23 protein-coding genes are annotated in these 17,988 nt (G+C 65.2%); 16 read left to right on the forward strand and 7 right to left on the reverse strand.

The features are described from left to right. Window positions 1-32: 32 nt before the first annotated feature. The 16 genes from BLQ85_RS14560 to BLQ85_RS14635 all read left to right on the forward strand — a co-directional run bounded on the left by BLQ85_RS14560 (window position 33) and on the right by BLQ85_RS14635 (window position 13,832). Entirely contained in the window at window positions 33-446 is a 414-nt protein-coding gene (locus tag BLQ85_RS14560; RefSeq protein ID WP_074577959.1) for a gamma-butyrobetaine hydroxylase family protein, read from the forward strand. A 166-nt stretch (window positions 447-612) separates the two neighbouring features. Next, on the forward strand, window positions 613-1,344 hold the full coding sequence (ubiE, locus tag BLQ85_RS14565; RefSeq protein ID WP_074577960.1) for a bifunctional demethylmenaquinone methyltransferase/2-methoxy-6-polyprenyl-1,4-benzoquinol methylase UbiE: 732 nt from the start codon (window positions 613-615) through the stop codon (window positions 1,342-1,344). Between the two features lie 20 nt (window positions 1,345-1,364). After that, window positions 1,365-2,369: a Tim44 domain-containing protein gene (locus BLQ85_RS14570; protein ID WP_074577961.1), complete on the forward strand. Its 1,005-nt coding sequence runs from the start codon at window positions 1,365-1,367 to the stop codon at window positions 2,367-2,369. 117 nt (window positions 2,370-2,486) lie between these two features. Further along, window positions 2,487-3,092 (forward strand): hypothetical protein, encoded by a 606-nt coding sequence (locus BLQ85_RS14575; protein ID WP_074577962.1) that lies wholly within the window; start codon window positions 2,487-2,489, stop codon window positions 3,090-3,092. Next, window positions 3,089-4,642, forward strand: coding sequence for a ubiquinone biosynthesis regulatory protein kinase UbiB (gene ubiB, locus BLQ85_RS14580; RefSeq protein WP_074577963.1), 1,554 nt, complete (start codon window positions 3,089-3,091; stop codon window positions 4,640-4,642). Before BLQ85_RS14575 ends, ubiB begins: the two co-directional genes overlap by 4 nt. A gap of 114 nt (window positions 4,643-4,756) precedes the next feature. Next, a complete protein-coding gene (locus BLQ85_RS14585) occupies window positions 4,757-5,131 on the forward strand; it encodes an FmdB family zinc ribbon protein (RefSeq protein ID WP_074577964.1) in 375 nt (124 codons plus the stop codon). Further along, window positions 5,131-5,772 carry a DUF502 domain-containing protein gene (locus tag BLQ85_RS14590; protein ID WP_007867968.1) on the forward strand — a complete coding sequence of 214 codons (642 nt, stop codon included), beginning with the start codon at window positions 5,131-5,133 and terminating at the stop codon, window positions 5,770-5,772. Before BLQ85_RS14585 ends, BLQ85_RS14590 begins: the two co-directional genes overlap by 1 nt. Before the next feature lie 44 nt (window positions 5,773-5,816). Further along, window positions 5,817-7,622, forward strand: a complete 1,806-nt coding sequence (gene aspS, locus BLQ85_RS14595) for an aspartate--tRNA ligase (protein WP_074577965.1) — start codon at window positions 5,817-5,819, stop codon at window positions 7,620-7,622. Between the two features lie 36 nt (window positions 7,623-7,658). Continuing rightward, window positions 7,659-8,105, forward strand: a complete 447-nt coding sequence (gene nudB / locus BLQ85_RS14600) for a dihydroneopterin triphosphate diphosphatase (RefSeq protein ID WP_074577966.1) — start codon at window positions 7,659-7,661, stop codon at window positions 8,103-8,105. A 136-nt stretch (window positions 8,106-8,241) separates the two neighbouring features. After that, the gene (gene clsB / locus BLQ85_RS14605; RefSeq protein ID WP_074577967.1) at window positions 8,242-9,462 is read left to right on the forward strand and encodes a cardiolipin synthase ClsB; all 1,221 of its coding nucleotides are present in this window, start codon (window positions 8,242-8,244) and stop codon (window positions 9,460-9,462) included. Between the two features lie 134 nt (window positions 9,463-9,596). Further along, a complete protein-coding gene (folE, locus tag BLQ85_RS14610; protein ID WP_036838408.1) occupies window positions 9,597-10,319 on the forward strand; it encodes a GTP cyclohydrolase I in 723 nt (240 codons plus the stop codon). Window positions 10,320-10,321: 2 nt separating this feature from the next. After that, the gene (locus BLQ85_RS14615) at window positions 10,322-10,744 is read left to right on the forward strand and encodes a BLUF domain-containing protein (protein ID WP_007867959.1); all 423 of its coding nucleotides are present in this window, start codon (window positions 10,322-10,324) and stop codon (window positions 10,742-10,744) included. Window positions 10,745-10,910: 166 nt separating this feature from the next. Beyond that, window positions 10,911-11,792: a DMT family transporter gene (locus BLQ85_RS14620; RefSeq protein ID WP_074577968.1), complete on the forward strand. Its 882-nt coding sequence runs from the start codon at window positions 10,911-10,913 to the stop codon at window positions 11,790-11,792. 15 nt (window positions 11,793-11,807) lie between these two features. Next, a complete protein-coding gene (locus BLQ85_RS14625) occupies window positions 11,808-12,632 on the forward strand; it encodes a DUF429 domain-containing protein (RefSeq protein ID WP_074577969.1) in 825 nt (274 codons plus the stop codon). Between the two features lie 43 nt (window positions 12,633-12,675). Beyond that, window positions 12,676-13,170: a thermonuclease family protein gene (locus BLQ85_RS14630; RefSeq protein ID WP_074578216.1), complete on the forward strand. Its 495-nt coding sequence runs from the start codon at window positions 12,676-12,678 to the stop codon at window positions 13,168-13,170. 155 nt (window positions 13,171-13,325) lie between these two features. After that, window positions 13,326-13,832, forward strand: a complete 507-nt coding sequence (locus tag BLQ85_RS14635; protein WP_074577970.1) for a BON domain-containing protein — start codon at window positions 13,326-13,328, stop codon at window positions 13,830-13,832. Between the two features lie 102 nt (window positions 13,833-13,934). Here the strand turns inward: BLQ85_RS14635 and BLQ85_RS14640 are convergent, their stop codons facing one another. The 7 genes from BLQ85_RS14640 to BLQ85_RS14670 form a co-directional block, all read right to left on the reverse strand. Beyond that, entirely contained in the window at window positions 13,935-14,249 is a 315-nt protein-coding gene (locus BLQ85_RS14640; RefSeq protein WP_074577971.1) for a BON domain-containing protein, read from the reverse strand. Window positions 14,250-14,343: 94 nt separating this feature from the next. Continuing rightward, entirely contained in the window at window positions 14,344-14,904 is a 561-nt protein-coding gene (locus BLQ85_RS14645) for a ferritin-like domain-containing protein (RefSeq protein ID WP_074577972.1), read from the reverse strand. After that, a complete protein-coding gene (locus tag BLQ85_RS14650; protein WP_074577973.1) occupies window positions 14,901-15,356 on the reverse strand; it encodes a hypothetical protein in 456 nt (151 codons plus the stop codon). The genes BLQ85_RS14645 and BLQ85_RS14650 overlap by 4 nt, the downstream gene beginning before the upstream one ends. Before the next feature lie 22 nt (window positions 15,357-15,378). Further along, window positions 15,379-15,744 carry a phage holin family protein gene (locus tag BLQ85_RS14655; RefSeq protein WP_074577974.1) on the reverse strand — a complete coding sequence of 122 codons (366 nt, stop codon included), beginning with the start codon at window positions 15,742-15,744 and terminating at the stop codon, window positions 15,379-15,381. 43 nt (window positions 15,745-15,787) lie between these two features. After that, the gene (locus BLQ85_RS14660; protein WP_074577975.1) at window positions 15,788-16,174 is read right to left on the reverse strand and encodes a hypothetical protein; all 387 of its coding nucleotides are present in this window, start codon (window positions 16,172-16,174) and stop codon (window positions 15,788-15,790) included. Window positions 16,175-16,285: 111 nt separating this feature from the next. Next, on the reverse strand, window positions 16,286-16,450 hold the full coding sequence (locus tag BLQ85_RS14665; RefSeq protein ID WP_007867921.1) for a DUF1328 domain-containing protein: 165 nt from the start codon (window positions 16,448-16,450) through the stop codon (window positions 16,286-16,288). Window positions 16,451-16,634: 184 nt separating this feature from the next. Then, window positions 16,635-17,975, reverse strand: a complete 1,341-nt coding sequence (locus BLQ85_RS14670; protein ID WP_371327288.1) for a sensor histidine kinase — start codon at window positions 17,973-17,975, stop codon at window positions 16,635-16,637. Between the last annotated feature and the right edge of the window lie 13 nt (window positions 17,976-17,988).

Raw genomic sequence — 17,988 nt, forward strand, 5'->3', positions numbered from 1 at the left:
TCCGGCCTTTTCCTTTCAGAAAGCAAATCCCCATGGCAGGCCTTCAACCCGGCTCCCCGACGCCCACGGCGCTGACGGTTCACAGCCAGTCGCGCGTGCTTGAAATCGCGTTTTCCGATGGCGCCGAGTTCCGGATTCCCTTCGAACTCATGCGCATCTACTCCCCGTCCGCCGAGGTGCAGGGCCACGGTCCGGGCCAGGAAATCCTGCAGACGGGCAAGCGCGAGGTGACGGTGGTCGAGCTCGAGCCCATAGGCAACTACGCGGTCAAGCCGGTGTTTTCGGACGGCCATGAGAGCGGGATTTTTTCCTGGGACTACCTCTACCACCTGGGCGCCGAGCAAAACCGCCTCTGGGACGACTACCAGCAGCGCCTGCGCACCGCCGGTGTGGACCGCGATGCGCCCATGCCCCAGGCCGGCGGGCACGGCTGCGCCAGCCATTGATGGCGCGAGCCGCGCGAAGCCCTTCGCCGCGCCGCGCCGGGTGGTCAAAGCCCGCATCGCGGCACTGTTGTTTTTCCAGCATAAAAGCCTGCAATAAGCCCGCAATGTCCCGCGTCAGCCCAGGGTTGTCCCGGCCATTGCCCGCTTTGCCCTCTAGCATTGACCTATGAGCAGTACCCATTTCGGTTTTGAATCCGTTGACGAGCAGGACAAGGCGCGCCGCGTGCGTGGCGTCTTCGATTCCGTGGCGCCCAAGTACGACGTGATGAACGACCTGATGTCCATGGGCCTGCATCGTGCCTGGAAGGCCTACACCGTGCTGGTGGCCAACGTCAAGGAGGGCGACCAGGTGCTGGACATCGCTGGCGGCACGGGCGACCTGGCGCTGGCCTTTGCCCCCAAGGTGGGCAGCACCGGGCGTGTGGTGCACACCGACATCAACGAGGCCATGCTGCGCGAGGGCCGCAACCGGCTGCTGGACGCCGGCGTGAACCTGCCGACTCTGGTCTGCGACGCCGAGCACCTGCCTTTTCCGGATGCGAGTTTCGACGTGGTGACCGTGGCCTTCGGCCTGCGCAACATGACACACAAGGAAGACGCGCTGCGCGAGATGAACCGCGTGCTCAAGTCCGGCGGCAAGCTGCTGGTGCTCGAATTCTCCAAGGTGGCCAGGCCGCTGGAAAAAATCTACGACTGGTATTCCTTCAAGGTCCTGCCCCGGCTGGGCAAGCTGGTGGCCAATGACGACTCGAGCTACCAGTACCTCGCCGAGTCCATTCGCATGCACCCGGGCCAGGAAGAACTCAAAGCCCTGATGCGTAAAGGTGGTTTCGGCCATGTGGACTATCACAACATGACGGGCGGCGTAGTGGCATTGCATGTTGGAATCAAGTGTTGAAGTGTGATTAAGGAGACGATATGAAGATCTGGTCCGCAATTCTTTCCACCGTGCTGGTCACGGCCATGGCCCTGGCAGGCACGTCGGCCGAGGCCAAGCGCCTGGGCGGCGGCAAGTCGTTCGGCAAGCAGTCGTCCAATGTCACGCAACGCGAGGCGGCGCCCGCCGGCGCCGGCTCCGCCACGAATTCCGCCGCCAAGCCGGCAACGCCCGCCGCGGCGCCCGCGCAGGCGCCCAAGCGCCCCTGGGGCGCGATGCTGGGCGGCCTGGCCGCCGGCCTGGGCCTGGCCTGGCTGGCTTCCTCGCTGGGCCTGGGCGGGGCCTTCGGCCAAATCATGCTGTTCGCCCTGCTGGCGCTGGTGGTCATGCTGGTGATCGGCTTTGTCATGCGCAGGCTCAAGGGTGGGGCGGCCAGCGCGCCCGGCTCGGCCTCCGGCCAGGCGCCTTTCGCCTTCCAGGGCGCGGGCAATGCCACCACCCCCAAGAACTACAGCCCCGAAAACGTCGGCAATGATGCCTCCGCACGCCCCTGGGAGCGCAGCAGCATGGCTTTCGACGCCAACAAATACGACGCGGCCGCGCCCGCCGCGGGCGGCTCCATGATCGGCTCGGCCCTGCTGGGATCACAGTCCTGGGGTGTGCCGGCCGGTTTTGACGCCGAAGGCTTCCTCAAGGCCAGCAAAGCCAACTTCGTGACGCTGCAGGATGCCTGGGACCGCTCTGACATCCAGAGCCTGCGCGCCATGATGACCGACGACATGCTCGAGCAGATCAAGACCCAGCTGGCCGACCGCGAATCGCACACCGGCGGCCAGGTCAACAAGACCGAGGTCGTGATGCTGGACGCCCAGCTGCTGGGCATCGAGGAACTCAGCGAGGTCTACATGGCCAGCGTGGAGTTCTCCGGCATGATCCGCGAAGACGCCTCCGCCGGCGCCAGCCCCTTCCGCGAAGTCTGGAACATGACCAAACCCCGCAACGGCGGCAGCGGCTGGCTGGTCGCCGGGGTGCAAGCGCTCCAGTAATCGGTTGGAAGGCGCGGCTCCCCATTCAAGCAGGGGCCGCAGGCGCAGCGGCCCCCTCGGGGGAAGGGAGCGGCACGAAGTGCGCGACCGTGGGGGCCATGTCAGAATCGGGGACGTATGAATACATCGTCCCCTTTTTCATTTCTGGAATCCATCGCCACCCGCTTTCAGCCTCCCTCCTGGGTGGTCGACGAGGGGCAGCAGCGGCTGGTGCTGTTCCTGAACCATGTGCTGATGCAGGAAAAACAGGCCCAGGACCGGCTGCTCCGGCAAAAGGGGCGCGTGGTGCACCTGCGCTGGGGCCTGTTCTCGATCGACCTGGTGGTCACGCCTGCTGGCCTGGTGGACCGGGCCGCGCCTGGTGCCAGGCCGGATCTCACACTGGCCGTCGCCACCGAGTCCCCCCTCACTGTCGTGCAATCGGTCCTGGCCGGCAAGCCGCCGCCGGTCAAGATCGAAGGCGACGTGCAACTGGCCGCCGAACTGGGCTGGCTGGCCGAAAACCTGCGCTGGGATGCTGAGGAAGACCTGTCGCGCCTGATCGGCGACGCGCCCGCCCACGCGGTGGCCGACGCCGGTCGCCGGCTGTTTGAAGGACTCAAGCAGTTCCTCGCCAGTACACCGCTGGCTCCGGCTCCCGCTTCATCCGGGGTTGCCACGCAGGCGGCGCCCGCAAGTCCCGCGGCGGGTGAGGGCGCCCCGACCGCGAAGGCTTCTGCATGACCCGGCTTTTCCGGGGCATCTTCATCGTCTGGACCGTGCTGCGGTTCGGGCTGGACGAACTGGTGCTCTCCAGTTTCCAGCGCCCGGGCGTGCGCCTGCTGACGCGTATCGTTTCCGTCGGCCGCAACCTGAAGGCGCCACGCGGCGAGCGCCTGCGTGAAGCCCTCGAAAGCCTGGGCCCCATCTTCGTCAAGTTCGGCCAGGTGATGTCCACCCGCCGCGACCTGCTGCCGCCCGACATCGCCGACGAACTGGCCCGCCTGCAGGACAGGGTGCCGCCGTTTGACTCCGCCGTGGCGGTGGCCATCATCGAAAAGGCCTTCGGTCGGCCGCTGGACCGTATTTTTGCAAGCTTCGAGCACACGCCGGTCGCCAGCGCCTCCATCGCCCAGGTGCACTTCGCCACCCTGCCGAACGGGCGCGAGGTGGCAGTCAAGGTGCTCAGGCCCAACATGCTGCCCGCCATCGAGAAAGACCTGGCGCTGATGCACATGATGGCCGGCTGGGTGGAGGGCGCCTCGGCCGACGGCAAGCGCCTCAAGCCTCGCGAGGTGGTCGCCGAATTCGACAAATACCTGCACGATGAGCTGGACCTGCTGCGCGAGGCGGCGAATGCGGCCCAGTTGCGCCGCAACATGCAGGACCTGGACCTGGTCATGATCCCCGAGATGGTCTGGGACTTCTGCATGCCCGACGTGATGGTGATGGAGCGTATGAAGGGCGTCCCCATCAGCCAGGTGCAGCGCCTGCTGGATGCCGGCGTGGACATGAAAAAACTGGCGCGCGACGGCGTCACGATTTTCTTCACCCAGGTGTTCCGTGACGGCTTTTTCCATGCCGACATGCACCCGGGCAATATCCAGGTGAGCTTGGCGCCGGAAACTTTCGGCCGTTACATCTCGCTGGACTTCGGCATCGTGGGCACGCTGACCGAGGTCGACAAGGAATACCTGGCGCAGAACTTCAGCGCCTTCTTCCAGCGCGACTACAAGCGGGTGGCCGAGCTGCACCTCGAATCGGGCTGGGTGCCCCCCGAAACCCGGGTCGACGAGCTGGAGGCCGCCATACGCGCCTGCTGCGAACCCTATTTCGACCGGCCGCTGCGGGAAATCTCGCTGGGGCTGGTGCTGATGCGGCTGTTCCAGACATCGCGGCGCTTTCACGTCGAAATCCAGCCCCAGTTGGTGCTGTTGCAAAAAACCCTGCTCAACATCGAAGGCCTGGGGCGGGAGCTGGACCCCGACCTGGACCTCTGGAGCACCGCCAAGCCCTTTCTTGAGAAATGGATGCTGGAGCAGGTGGGCCCCGAAAAACTGCTGGCGCAGCTCAAGGCCGAGGCCCCGGCCTATGCCAAGCTGCTGCCGGGCCTGCCGCGCCTCTTGTCCCAGTACCTGAAATCTCCCCCCGGCATCAGCCGGCGCGAGCTTGAAGAATTGCTGCAGGAACAAAAACACACCAACAAGCTGTTGCAAGGCCTGATTTATGGCGGTCTGGGCTTTGTTTTGGGACTGATCGTGGTGCAGGTCATCCTGCGCGTGCGGCTCTTCTAAAGCCGCCGGGAAGGGCCTCAACGGCCTATAATTGAAGGCTTTGCACCCGGGTTACCTTTCCCGGGCAAATTCCCCGGGTATTCCTGGGAATACCCCCTCAAAGCCTTAAGCACTATGCCAATCTACGCCTACAAATGCGAGTCCTGCGGGCATGCCAAGGACGTTCTGCAAAAAATCTCCGATGCGCCACTCACCGTGTGCCCGAACTGCGGCGCGCCCGCGTTCAAAAAGCAGGTCACGGCCGCGGGTTTCCAGCTCAAGGGCTCGGGCTGGTATGTGACGGATTTTCGCGGCGGCAACAGCACGGGCGTGGCCGCCCCCAAGACTGAGGGCGGCGAAGCCGGCACGGCCAACGGCAAGGGCGCGGACAGCAAGCCGGCCGATTCCACGGCCGCCGCGCCGGCAAGCACAGCGGCCGCTCCGGCTCCCGCAGCAGCCACACCCGCCAAGGCTTCGGCCGGCGACGCTTCTTCCAAGTCTTCCTCGTGATGGCTTCCATTCGCCGATGGCTTCTGGCCGGACTGCTGGTGCTGGTGCCCCTGGCGATCACGCTGTGGGTGCTCGACTGGATCGTCGGCACGCTGGACCAGACGCTCTTGATCCTGCCGGGCGCCTGGCACCCCGACAAGCTGCTGGGCTTTCACATCCCCGGCTTCGGCGTGCTGCTCATGCTGCTGATCGTGCTGCTGATGGGCGCCTTCGCCAGCAATTTTTTCGGCAAGAAGCTGGTGCGCTGGGGCAATTCCTTCCTGAGCCGCATCCCCATCGTCCGCTCCATCTATTCGAGCGTGAAGCAGGTCTCCGACACGGTGTTCTCGGAAAACGGCAACGCCTTTCGCAAGGCCCTGCTGGTGCAGTGGCCGCGTGAGGGCGTCTGGACCATCGGTTTTCTCACCGGCACGCCCGGCGGCGACGTGGTCAACCACCTGCAGGGCGACTACCTGAGCGTTTACGTCCCGACCACGCCCAACCCCACCGGCGGCTACTTTGTGATGCTGAAAAAAAGCGACTGCATCGAGCTCAAGATGAGCGTCGATGAAGCCCTGACCTACGTGATTTCCATGGGTGTCGTGGTGCCTGCAAAGCCCGCACCGCTGCCCGCGACCCTGCCCCTGACCCCTCCCCTTTAAACGGCGACAACTGCCCCAAAAGCGCTGAAAGTTCGAGTATTTTTATGGCCATCGTTTCCCAAATGCGTTCCAACTATTGCGGTCTGGTGACCGAGAGCCTCATGGGCCAGACCGTGAGCCTGTGCGGCTGGGTCAACCGCCGGCGCGACCACGGCGGCGTCATCTTCATCGATCTGCGCGACCGCGAAGGTTATGTGCAGGTGGTTTGCGATCCGGACCGCGCCGACATGTTCAAGACCGCAGAAGGCGTGCGCAACGAGTTCTGTGTCCAGGTCAAGGGCGTGGTGCGGGCCCGTCCCGAGGGCACGACCAATGACAACCTGAAAAGCGGCAAGATCGAGGTGCTGTGCCACGAACTGATCGTGCTGAACCCCAGCGTCACGCCGCCTTTCCAGCTCGACGACGACAACCTGTCGGAGACGACGCGCCTCACGCACCGCGTGCTGGACCTGCGCCGCCCCTACATGCAGAACAACCTGATGCTGCGCTACCGCGTGGCCATGGAAACCCGCAAGTTCCTCGACGCCAACGGCTTCATCGACATTGAAACGCCGATGCTGACCAAGAGCACGCCCGAAGGCGCGCGCGACTACCTGGTGCCCAGCCGCGTCAACGAAGGCATGTTCTTCGCGCTGCCGCAAAGCCCGCAGCTGTTCAAGCAGCTGCTCATGGTGTCCGGCTTCGACCGCTACTACCAGATCACCAAGTGCTTCCGCGACGAAGACCTGCGCGCCGACCGCCAGCCCGAGTTCACGCAGATCGATATTGAAACCTCCTTCATGGGCGAGCAGGACATCCGCGACCTGTTCCAGGGCATGATCAGCAGCATCTTCAAGACCGTGCTGAACACCGACCTGGGCGAGTTCCCCGTCATGGCCTATGCCGACGCCATGCACCGCTTCGGCTCCGACAAGCCCGACCTGCGCGTGAACCTCGAGTTCACCGAGCTGACCGACGTCATGGCCGACGTGGACTTCAAGGTCTTCAGCGCGCCGGCCACGACGGCGGGCGGCCGCGTGGTGGCCCTGCGTGTGCCCGGCGGCTCCGAGATGAGCCGCGGCGAGATCGACGGCTACACCGAGTTCGTCAAGATCTATGGCGCCAAGGGCCTGGCCTGGATCAAGGTCAACGACGCCGGCAAGGGCCGCGAGGGCCTGCAAAGCCCCATCGTCAAGAACATCCACGATGCCGCCATTGCCGAGATCCTCAAGCGCACAGGCGCGCAGAACGGCGACATCATTTTCTTCGGCGCCGACAAGGCCAAGATCGTCAACGACAGCATTGGCGCGCTGCGCCTGAAGATCGGCCACAGCGAATTCGGCAAAAAGACCGGCCTGTTCATCAAGGGCTGGAAGCCGCTGTGGGTGGTGGACTTCCCGATGTTCGAGTTCGACGAGGACGGCCAGCGCTGGAGCGCCGTGCACCACCCCTTCACCGCGCCCAAGGACGGCCACGAAGACTGGATGGACACCGACCCGGGCCGCTGTATCGCCAAGGCCTACGACATGGTGCTCAACGGCTGGGAACTGGGCGGCGGTTCGGTCCGTATCCACCGCGCCGAAGTGCAGAGCAAGGTGTTCAGCGCGCTGAAGATCGGTCCTGAAGAAGCCCAGCAGAAGTTCGGCTTCCTGCTCGACGCGCTGCAGTACGGCGCGCCGCCGCACGGCGGCCTGGCCTTCGGCCTGGACCGCATCGTCACCATGATGACCGGCGCCGAGTCGATCCGCGACGTGATCGCTTTCCCGAAAACCCAGCGCGCGCAGGATTTGCTCACGCATGCGCCCAGCCCGGTCGACGAAAAGCAGTTGCGCGAGCTGCACATCCGCCTGCGCAACCCCCAGCCCGTTTAAAACGGCGCCGCACCGCCAGCCCGGAGAGGGGATGCCTTGAAGCCGTTCAAGATCCCCGAGTCGGTGCTGGTCGTCATCCACACGCCGCAGCGCGAGGTGCTGCTGATAGAGCGCGCCGACAATCCCGGCTTCTGGCAAAGCGTGACGGGGTCCAAGGACGGGGCGGATGAGCCCTTGCTGGAGACCGCCATGCGCGAGGTGCTTGAGGAGACGGGCATCGCGGCCGCACCAGCGCAATTCCGCGACTGGGGCCTTGCCAACGTCTACGAGATCTACCCGGTCTGGCGCCATCGTTATGCGCCCGGCGTCACCCGCAACACCGAGCACGTCTTCAGCCTGTGCCTGCCCCAGGCCCGCGACGTGAAGCTCAACCCCCGGGAGCACACCGCCTGGCAATGGCTGCCGCACCACGCGGCGGCCGACCTGTGCTTTTCGCCCTCGAATGCCGAGGCGGTGCTGCTGCTGCCGCAATTCATGGCCTGAGCCGTGAGGGCCGCGCGCAGGCGCAACACTTTGTGAGTTGGCGTTTCACAGGATTGGCAAACACCGGCCGCTCGGTTTAAATGGGACGGACCCCACGCCCATCTCTCCATTCGCACAGGGACGAACGCCACCGCCCATGCTGTATCCCCTCCACAAGACCGGCGCGCTGCAACTGCTCCAAGGTGGGCGGGACTTTTTCCCCGCCTTGGTCCAGGCGCTGGACGCGGCGCATAGCTGGGTTCAGCTGGAAACCTATATTTTCGATTTTCACGGCGCCGGGGCGCAGGTGGCCGAGGCGCTGGTGCGCGCCGCCGGCCGCGGCGTGACGGTACAGGTGCTGGTGGACGGCATAGGCACCAGCCCGCTGCCGGCCGAATGGCGCGAAAAATTCGCGCAGGCCAAAGTCGACTGGTGCGTGTACTCCCCCCTGGGCACAGGCCTGAGCGGCCTGGGCCTGCTGGTGCCGGAGCGCTGGCGCCGCCTGCACCGCAAGCTGTGTGTCGTCGACCAGCAGACGGTGTTTTGCGGCGGCATCAATGTGCTCGACGATTTTTACGACCCCAACCATGGCGAGCTCCAGGCGCCGCGCGTTGACTTCGCCGTGGCCGCCACCGGGCCGCTGGCGGTGGAAGCCGCCGATGCCATGGCCCTGCTGTGGTGGCGCGTGCAGGCGGGCTACAGCGCGCGGCAGCGGCACATGAACGCGGCGTGGGAGAAGTTCAAGGCAGCGGGTTACGGCGGGCGCACCGGCGCCACGCCGCCCGCCGCGGGCAACGGCGCCGGCCCCAGGGCGGCGCTGGTGCTGCGCGACAACCTGCGCAACCGCAGCAGCATAGAGCGCGCTTACCGCAAGGCCATAGGCAAGGCGCACCACGAGATCATCATCGCCAATGCCTACTTCCTGCCGGGGCGCAAGCTGCGGCGCGCCCTGATAGGCGCGGCGCGGCGCGGCGTGCGCGTCACCTTGCTGCTGCAGGGCCGCTACGAGTACTTCATGCAATACCACGCGGCCCGGCCCGTCTACGGCGTCCTGCTGGCGGCGGGTGTGGAGATCCATGAGTACGAGGCCGGCTTTTTGCACGCCAAGGTGGCCGTGGTGGATGGGCACTGGGCCACCGTGGGCTCGTCCAATCTGGATCCCTTGAGCCTGCTGCTGGCCCGCGAAGCCAATGTGGTGGTCGAGGACAAGGCCTTTGCCGAAGGCCTGGCCGGCATTTTGCGCGATGCCATGGTCAAGCAGGGGCGGCGCATGGACCCGGCCGACCACAGCCACCGCCCCCTGGGCCAGCGCCTGCGGGGCTGGGGGGCTTATGCCCTGGTGCGGCTGGCGCTGCTGGTAGCGGGCCAGCGCTATTGAGGCCCCGAAGCCCTGGCTTAACTGGATTGCTATTAAATTAATAGCTTCTCGCGCCCGTGCAGAAAGGGTAAAAGGCCAAAGACCCTGTCAAATTCCGGACAAGACGGCGCCGGGGCGGGCTGGTAATATCTGGCATGCTTATGAAATCCGACACGCCCCCCCAGGACGCGACCGGCGAGGGTACGCCCGTTTCCGTCAAGATCCGCGAACGGCTGGCCCTGGCGCGCAAGCGTTTTCACGCCAATGACAATATCGCCCAGTTCATCCAGCCCGGCGAACTCGAAAAACTGCTGGATGAAGTTGAGGGCAAGATGCAGGGCGTGCTCGACAGCCTGGTGATAGACACCGCCGGCGACCACAACACCAACAACACCGCGCGCCGCGTGGCCAAGATGTACCTCAACGAGGTGTTCAAGGGCCGCTACGTGGCCTCGCCCACCATCACCGAGTTCCCCAACGCCGAGCACCTCAACGAGCTGATGATCGTCGGGCCCATCACGGTGCGCAGCGCCTGCTCCCACCACTTTTGCCCGGTCATCGGCAAGATCTGGATAGGCGTGCTGCCCAATGAGCACACCAATGTGATCGGCCTGTCCAAATACGCGCGCCTGGCCGAATGGGTCATGGGCCGCCCACAAATCCAGGAAGAGGCCGTGGTGCAACTGGCCGACCTCATCATGGAAAAAACCCAGCCCGACGGCCTGGCCATCGTGATGGAGGCCAGCCACTACTGCATGGCCTGGCGCGGCGTGAAAGACATGGACAGCAAGATGATCAACTCGGTGATGCGCGGCGTGTTCCTGAAAGACTCGACCCTGCGCCGCGAATTCCTCGCACTGATTCCTCAGAAGGGCTAAAGATGTTGGTACGTTTACTTTACGCAAGCCGCGCGGTCGACACCAGCCCCGAAGCCATCGAGGGCATCCTGTCGCAGTCGCGCCAGCACAACCCGGCCACCGGCATCACCGGCATCCTCTGCTACGGCGGCGGCATCTTCCTGCAGGCCATCGAAGGCGGGCGCATGGCGGTTAGCGATCTGTTCGGCCATATTCAGCAGGACGCCCGCCACAAGGACGTGGTGCTGCTGCACTTCGAGGAAATCTCCGAGCGGCGCTTCGGCGGCTGGACCATGGGCCAGGTCAACCTCTCCAAGCTCAACCATTCCATCCTGCTGAAGTATTCCGAGAAGGCCGAGCTCGACCCCTATTCCGTCTCCGGCAAGGTGTCCTACGCGCTGCTCGAAGACCTGATGGCCACCGCCTCCATCTGCGGGCGCGTTTGAACAGACGGCCCCCACGCTCCGCCGCTGCGAGCCTGCGGCAGTCGCTGCCCCTGGCTTCGAGGAGGAGGGGCGCTGCGCCTGCGGCCCGGCAAAGCCGGTTCCGCGGCCCCGGCTGGTAAGGAGAGGCTTCATGCTGCACTGCAGCCTTGTTGTGTTGGCTTGACCGGTGCCCCTTTCCGCCCTTGCCTTGATTGTTCTTGCCGGCCTGATTCACGCCAGTTGGAACATTGCCGCCAAAAAGGCGGGAGGCGATGCCCGCTTTGCCTTTTTCACCAGCGTGATGATGATGCTGATCTGGGCGCCGGTTGGCCTGTGGGCCAGCTGGGGGGTGTTGCCCCGCTGGGGCTGGGTCGAGTGGAGCCTTGTTGCGGTCAGCGGTGTGCTGCATGTGCTGTATTACGTGGTTCTGCTGCGCGGCTACCGAAAAGCCGATCTAACCGTGGTTTACCCGCTGGCGCGCGGCTCCGGGCCGCTGTTGTCCTCGCTGGTGGCCATCACCTTGTTGGGTGAGCAGATTTCCGCCGTAGGCGTGGCCGGCATTGCCGGTGTGGTGGGCGGCGTGTTCCTGATTGCGGGTGGGCCTGGCCTGCTGCGTGCGGCGCATGACCCGGCGCAGCGCCGCCGCGTGCACAAAGGCATGGTTTACGGCCTGCTCACAGGCGCCTTCATCGCCAGCTACACCGTGGTGGATGGGTACGGCGTGAGGTTCTTGCTGATGTCGCCCATCCTGATTGACTATCTGGGCAATTTTGTGCGAGTGGCTGTGCTCGCGCCTGCTGTGCTGCGTGACCGGCCAGCCGCAGTAACGCTGTGGCGCCGGCAGTGGAAGTACGCGCTGATGGTCGGCGCCATCAGCCCGGTCTCTTATGTGCTGGTGCTGTATGCCATGCAAGTGGCGCCGCTGTCGCATGTGGCGCCGGCGCGTGAAGTTTCCATGCTGTTTGCCGCGCTGATCGGCGGGCATTTGCTCGGCGAAGGCGACCGCCTGCAGCGGCTGCTGGGCGCTGCCCTGATTGCCGCGGGCGTGATGGCACTTGCGCTGGGCTGACAGCAAAATACCGCCATGCCACTTGAAACGCCGTTACTGATTGGATGTGATTTTTCCAGCGCTCCAACGCGCAGGAAGCCCATTGTCCTGGCCTGCGGGACCTGCACAAACGGGCGCGTCCAGCTGGCGAAACTGGAGCGCTTCGAATCGCTGGATGCTTTTGAGGCCTGGCTGCAGCAGACTGCCAGCTGGCTGGGCGTTTTCGATTTTCCGTTCGGCCTGCCGCGCGAACTGGTGGAGCATCTTGGCTGGTCCCTTGCCTGGCCCGCGCTGATGGCGCATTACGCCGCGTTGAGCCGCGCCGACATCCGGCAGGCCTTTGCCGCGTTTTGCGATGCGCGCCCCGCCGGCGCAAAGTTTGCCCATCGCGCCACCGACGAGCCGGCCGGCTCCAGCCCCTCGATGAAATGGGTCAATCCGCCGGTGGCCTATATGCTGCATGCGGGCGTGCCGCGGCTGCTGGCGGCCGGCGTGCACCTGCCCGGCCTGCACGACGGCGATATTCGCCGCGTCGCGCTCGAGGGCTATCCCGGGCTGCTCGCGCGCGAAGTGCTCGGCGGCCGCTCTTACAAAAGCGACGACAAGGCCAAACAGACGCCGGAGCGGCTGATCGCGCGCAAGGACCTGATCACCGCGCTGGAAAACGGGCAAACCCGGCTGGGGCTGCGCCTCAAAGTCAGCCACGCCCAGCGCGACGCGCTGGCTGACGACGCCAGCGGCGACAGCCTGGACGCCGTGCTGTGCCTGATGCAGGCGGCTTGGGCGCAGCGGCAGGGCGCGCCGCGCTACGGTTTGCCGCTGGAGATGGACCCGCTGGAAGGCTGGATTGTCACGGCCTGACCACTCTCTTTACGCGATGGTTTTCTTTTCCAGAGCTCTCGTGGTGGCCGCGCTGCTAGGCGCGTGGCTTCCCGTGCAGGCATCTTCCCAAGCCAAGCCCGCGCCAAGCGCCTGGTCCGGTGTGGTGACTTATGTGGTCGACGGCGACACCGTGAGGGTGCGGCCGCCAGGCGGCGGCAAGCCGGTCAGCGTTCGCATCAGCGGCATAGATGCGCCGGAAATCTGCCAGGCCGGCGGCACCGCCTCCCGCGACGCGCTGATGCGCAAGCTGCTGGGCCAGCGCGTGGCCGTGTATGGGCGGCAGCATGACGACTACGGCCGCCTGCTGGCGAAGATCAGCTTCAAAGGCGAAGACACAGGCCGCTGGATGGTGGCGCAGGGCCTGGCCTGGTCTTACCGCAACCGGGGCAACGCCGGTCCCTACGCCGCGCAGCAGCGGCAGGCCAGGGCCGCAGGACTGGGAATTTTCTCGCCGTCGCACGCCGCGCCGCCGGTGTATCCCGCCCAGTTCCGCAAAAGGCACGGCAGCTGCCGCTAACACGGGCGCTGCCCCTTGTCCTACGGCTGTTTCAGCCGGTACCGATGTGCGGCGGCGGGCCATCTGGCTAGAGTGAATGTGCGCGAACGCCGCTTCGCCGCTTTCTGGCGCCCGGCTGCTCAGGCCGGGCCCCTCACATCCAATAAGGAGCCACCATGATTTCCATCCTTTTGAATCCCTCGCATGCGGGCCATGCCCTGCGCCCGCTGGCCATCCTGGTCGCGGCATCCCTGGCGCTGGCCCTGTCAGCCTGCAACAAGCAGGACGAGGGCAAAACCGCAGGCCAGCAACTCGACTCGGCCATTGCGAAAACCGAAGACGCTGCCGCCAGGGCCAAAGCCAAGGCCGAAAGCGAAATGGCCAGTGCCGGCGCCGCGGTGAAAAACGCGACCCAGAGCGCCGAGTCTTCCGGCAAGGACATGGCCGCCAAGGCCGGTGAAAAAATCGACGACCTCACCATCACCACCACCGTCACCGCGGGCTTCGCGAAGGACCCCGATCTGAGCGTGCTCAAGATCAATGTGGACACCCGTGATGGCGCCGTGATCCTCAAGGGCTCCGCGCCCACATCGGCCGCCCGTGACAAGGCGGTCGACCTGGCCAAGGCGGTCAAGGGTGTCAAATCGGTGGACAACAAACTCGAAGTCAAGGCTGCCGGTTAGAGGCCGTAGAGGCCGCGAGGCCTGGACGTGAAAAAGGCAGGCCATGGGAAATCCCATGCCTGCCTTTTGCAGCCACCTTGCGGTGGCACAGGGCCCAACCGTTTACGGGCGAACGACGATGTCGTTGCGAACGGCCTTGACGTTCTTCACGTTGCGGGCGATGTTTTCAGCCTGGGCCTTTTCCGCGGCGGATTTGGCGAAGCCGGACAGCTGGACGGTGCCGTTAAGCGTTTCCACCTTGATGGAAGACGCTGCCACGGTTTTGTCCTCAACGAATTTCGCCTTCACGGACGTCGTGATGGCGGCGTCGTCGACATAGGCGCCGGCAGTTTCCTGGCCACGCCCGACAGCGCAGCCGCTGCCAATGATGGTGATGCCTGCCAGAGCGGCGAATGCAATTGCGCGAGCGTATTTCATATTGTTTCCTCTTGTGTTGATGTCATGGTTTTGGTGCAAGGTTGAAAAAGCCTGCCTGTGAACGGCACCACGCCCACAGGCCTGCGGTCATCGTTTATTTTTCAAGCCAGTCCTTGAGCTCGTCGGCATGTTCTTCCTCGTCGGCAAGAACGTCCTCGAGCATGCGCCGCGTCGTCGGGTCCTTGTCGCCGATCAGCGCGATCATCTGGCGGTAGGTCTCCACCGCGATGCGCTCGGCCACCAGGTTGACGCGCACCATGGTCTTGAGGTCGTTGGATTCGTCGTAGTCGGCATGGCTGCGCTGCTGCAGCGTGCCGGGCGAAAAATCGGGCTCACCGCCCAGTTGCACGATGCGCCGGGCGATGCGGTCCGCATGCCCGGATTCCTCGTTCGCGTGCACCAGGAATTCATCCGCGATGGCGGGTGAGGACAGGCCGCTGGCCATGAAATAGTGGCGCTTGTAGCGCAGCACGCAGACCAGCTCGGTGGCCAGCGCGTCGTTGAGCAGCTTGACGATGGCATCGCGGTGCGGCCCGTAGGCCGGCGTGATGGCGCCGTCGGCCAGGCTCTTGCGGGCCGCGTCCAGGCCGGTTTCGTCAAGCACCAGTTCGCCGGAAGTTGCGGCAGGGCGTTTGGAAATGACGGGGGTGTTCATGGTGTCCTTTGTGTCTGTTCGTTGTCCTGCGCCGGGTGGGAAAGCATGGACAGCAAGGCGCCGGAGATCTCCGACGACCTGAGCGTGGCCAGCAGCACGCTGCCCAGGGACACCAGCCGCCAGGGCTTGAAGGCCACGGCCGCGGCGCCCGCCACGGCGGCGATGCCCAGGAGCTGCAGCGGTTTTTCCCTGGCGTATTGGCCGAGCACGGGTCGCGCCAGGTTGAGCGCGGCGCTCACGGGGTGGTGCTGCCACCAGGCGCCCAGCGCGTGTTTGATGAAGCCCCAGCTTCCGCCCCCGGCATGCGGCGGGCCTTCTTCACCGTGCCGCGCGGACTGTTCCTGCTCATCGTGGGACAGCTTGTCGCGGTTCATATGCCTGACGATGGCCTTGCGGCTGCTGGCCAGCCTTTCTTGCGGCGTGGGCTGGGTGAGTTGGGAGAGGGCGGTCATGGTGCGGTCTGGGTGGCGCTGTTCAGGCGGCCATGCGCAAGGCATGGGCATCACTGTCAATCTGCGCCTTCAGTTCGGGAAAGCGTTTCGTGGCCAAAGGCTTGCGCGCCCGCAGCATGGCAATGGCCAGGATGGCCAGCGCAATGCCCGGTACCACCACCAGCGCCCAGTGAAACTGGTTATGCAGCATCCCCAGCATCACGGCCGTGCCCGCCAGGCCCAGGAAGACGGCGGCCGCCACGATGGCCACGGCCCAGGCCACGGCACGCGCCAGCAATTCGGAGCCGGCCTCGGAAGCTTCTTCCTGGAACAGCGCCGCATAGGCCGACAGGTGGTCCACGACCAGGTCGGGCCGCTGCACGATGGTGGAGAAAAGGGGATGGAGCATGGCGGGGTGGTTTTGTTGGCCTGTGTCGCGGTGGCTCAGTAGCTCAGTAGCGGTTCTGCTGGCGGTGGTGGCGTGCCGAGGAAATCAGCAGCGCGACGCCCGCGCCCACCGCCGCGGCGATCAGCACCGAGCGCAAGGGCTGGTCGGCGACATAGCGCGAGGTTGCGCCCGCGGCGTTGGACAGCGAGCGCTGTGCGCGGTCCTTGGCTTCGGCGGCGATGTCCAGGCTCTGGCGTGCCAGGTGCTGGGCCTTGGAGGCCAGCATGTCGACCACGGGGTCGACGCTGCCTCGCAGGTCGCGCACCTTGCTTTCGGCTTTGTCGAGCGCTTCGTTGGCATAGCTGCGGGTGCTGCCCACGGCTTTCTCGGCGGTCTGTAGCAGCTCATCGGAGGCTTGGCGTGCGGTATTGGCGGCGGTCTGGGAATTCATGGCGGTCCTTGGTGGTTTGAGGGGAAGCATTAAAAATAAGAAGGGAAAACAAAAGCCGGGTCACCGGGTGACACGGCTCATGCGGGAGGCCTTCGGCGGAATGCGGGGCCGTCAGTTCTTGCGCAAAAGGCTGATGACAAAACTGACGACGGCCATCACGGCAAAAATGAAGAACAGGATCTTGGCGATCTCGACGGCGCCGGCCGCGATGCCGCCGAAACCGAACACGGCGGCGATCAGCGCGATCACGAGAAAAACGACGGAATAGTGCAACATCTGAGGCTCCTTGCTCCGGGGTGGATGGCCCTTGCTTCGATTGAAGCGGCCTTGAGCCAAGCTTAGAGAGCGTCCCGGGATGGCCTCATCGGCTGCGGACGTGTGCCTGTGTCAGTTCGAATGGCCACGCCCTGTAGGAGGGGGCCGACATTTTGTTACGCCGCTCGCGAGGCGCACGCGCATCTCAGCGCGTCTTCGGCAGCACCGCGGAAATGCGCGTGCCTTCGCCTTCGGCGCTGGTGACGGTGAGGCGGCCGCCCGCGGCTTCCACGCGATGCCGCATGCCGGCCAGCCCGTGGCTGCCCGCGCCCACGCTGCCGACCTTGAAACCCTTGCCGTCGTCCTTGACCTCGACGGTGATGTAGCTGTCGAAGTTATGCAGGCTGATCTCGGCCTGCTTGGCTTCCGCGTATTTGCCGATGTTGGTCAGCGACTCCTGCACCAGGCGGTAGACGGTCAGCTGCGCGGAGCCGCCGAGTTCGACGGGCTCCAGGTCGGTGGTGATGGCCAGGCCCGAGCGCTCCTCGAACTCGCGCCCCAGGATTTCCAGCGAGGCCACCAGGCCCAGGTGCGACAGCGAGGACGGGCGCAGGTCTTCCACGATGCGCCGCTTGAGCGCGATGCCGCTGTTGAGCGTGTTGGTCAGATGCGTGAGCCTCTCCACCGCCTCCGGCATGTTGCCCGCCAGGCGCGACTTCAAACGCGCCACGTCGAGCTTGGCTGCGGTCAGCAGCGCGCCCAGCTCGTCGTGCAGTTCGCGCGCAAGATGGCCGCGTTCGTCCTCGCGCACATTCTGCAGGTGGGTGGCCAACTCGGCCAGGTTGGCGGTGCGCTCACGCACCTGCACCTCGAGGAAGTCGCGCTCGCGCTGCAGGGATTCCTGCTCGCGCCGGCCGGAAGCCAGTAAGGCCTTGGTCTGCAGCAGGTACATGTAGAAGGCCAGCAAGCCCGCCAGCGCCACGGTAGCCACCCCGATGCGCGACAGCTGCAGCGAGCGCCGGATCTGGTCCTGCCCTTGCTCCATTTTGCTGACGCTGCTGGCAGCCAGCCTGGCGGACTGCTCGCGGATGGCCTCCATGTGTTCCTTGCCGACGTCCGTGGTCAGCACGAATTTCCAGGCGTCTTCATTGCCCTCCTTGCGCATGCGAACGCTCAGGTCCATTTCGGCCAGCTTGCGGGAAACGTGCCGGGACATCTGGCCGAACTCCGCGAGCTGTTCCCGGTAGGGCGTGAACAGCTGGCGCAGCGTGTCCAGGTTGTGGTCGATGTCGGCCAGCGCGGCGTTGTAGGGCTCCAGGTAGCGCGCGTCGCCCGTCAGCAGGTAGCCCCGCTGGCCGGTTTCCGCGTCCAGCATGTGCTGCAGCAGCTTGTTGATGGCGCCGCGGGTCTGCTGCGCCTCTTCAATGCTGGCCGCCGCTTCGGTAGACTTGCGGAAACTCGCCTCATTGATGAAGATGAGGAAGGCGGCGGCCAGCACCGCCAAAGGCAGGCTGATGGCCATTCTGGGTATCGCAAATGCTTTCACGGCAAACTCCGTT

It is taken from the genome of Polaromonas sp. JS666, assembly GCF_900103405.1.
Taxonomy (GTDB): domain Bacteria; phylum Pseudomonadota; class Gammaproteobacteria; order Burkholderiales; family Burkholderiaceae_C; genus Polaromonas.

Bases quoted from the DNA above. Each gene is read 5' to 3' on its own strand.
- BLQ85_RS14585 (WP_074577964.1), top strand. From the start codon at position 4,757: ATGCCAATCTACGCCTACAAATGCGAGTCCTGCGGGCATGCCAAGGAC.
- BLQ85_RS14635 (WP_074577970.1), top strand. From the start codon at position 13,326: ATGATTTCCATCCTTTTGAATCCCTCGCATGCGGGCCATGCCCTGCGC.
- BLQ85_RS14655 (WP_074577974.1), bottom strand. From the start codon at position 15,744: ATGCTCCATCCCCTTTTCTCCACCATCGTGCAGCGGCCCGACCTGGTC.
- ubiB (WP_074577963.1), top strand. From the start codon at position 3,089: ATGACCCGGCTTTTCCGGGGCATCTTCATCGTCTGGACCGTGCTGCGG.
- BLQ85_RS14660 (WP_074577975.1), bottom strand. From the start codon at position 16,174: ATGAATTCCCAGACCGCCGCCAATACCGCACGCCAAGCCTCCGATGAG.
- BLQ85_RS14575 (WP_074577962.1), top strand. From the start codon at position 2,487: ATGAATACATCGTCCCCTTTTTCATTTCTGGAATCCATCGCCACCCGC.
- BLQ85_RS14615 (WP_007867959.1), top strand. From the start codon at position 10,322: ATGTTGGTACGTTTACTTTACGCAAGCCGCGCGGTCGACACCAGCCCC.
- BLQ85_RS14650 (WP_074577973.1), bottom strand. From the start codon at position 15,356: ATGACCGCCCTCTCCCAACTCACCCAGCCCACGCCGCAAGAAAGGCTG.
- aspS (WP_074577965.1), top strand. From the start codon at position 5,817: ATGGCCATCGTTTCCCAAATGCGTTCCAACTATTGCGGTCTGGTGACC.
- BLQ85_RS14645 (WP_074577972.1), bottom strand. From the start codon at position 14,904: ATGAACACCCCCGTCATTTCCAAACGCCCTGCCGCAACTTCCGGCGAA.
- folE (WP_036838408.1), top strand. From the start codon at position 9,597: ATGCTTATGAAATCCGACACGCCCCCCCAGGACGCGACCGGCGAGGGT.
- BLQ85_RS14570 (WP_074577961.1), top strand. From the start codon at position 1,365: ATGAAGATCTGGTCCGCAATTCTTTCCACCGTGCTGGTCACGGCCATG.
- BLQ85_RS14665 (WP_007867921.1), bottom strand. From the start codon at position 16,450: ATGTTGCACTATTCCGTCGTTTTTCTCGTGATCGCGCTGATCGCCGCC.
- BLQ85_RS14560 (WP_074577959.1), top strand. From the start codon at position 33: ATGGCAGGCCTTCAACCCGGCTCCCCGACGCCCACGGCGCTGACGGTT.
- clsB (WP_074577967.1), top strand. From the start codon at position 8,242: ATGCTGTATCCCCTCCACAAGACCGGCGCGCTGCAACTGCTCCAAGGT.
- BLQ85_RS14590 (WP_007867968.1), top strand. From the start codon at position 5,131: ATGGCTTCCATTCGCCGATGGCTTCTGGCCGGACTGCTGGTGCTGGTG.
- ubiE (WP_074577960.1), top strand. From the start codon at position 613: ATGAGCAGTACCCATTTCGGTTTTGAATCCGTTGACGAGCAGGACAAG.
- BLQ85_RS14625 (WP_074577969.1), top strand. From the start codon at position 11,808: ATGCCACTTGAAACGCCGTTACTGATTGGATGTGATTTTTCCAGCGCT.
- BLQ85_RS14640 (WP_074577971.1), bottom strand. From the start codon at position 14,249: ATGAAATACGCTCGCGCAATTGCATTCGCCGCTCTGGCAGGCATCACC.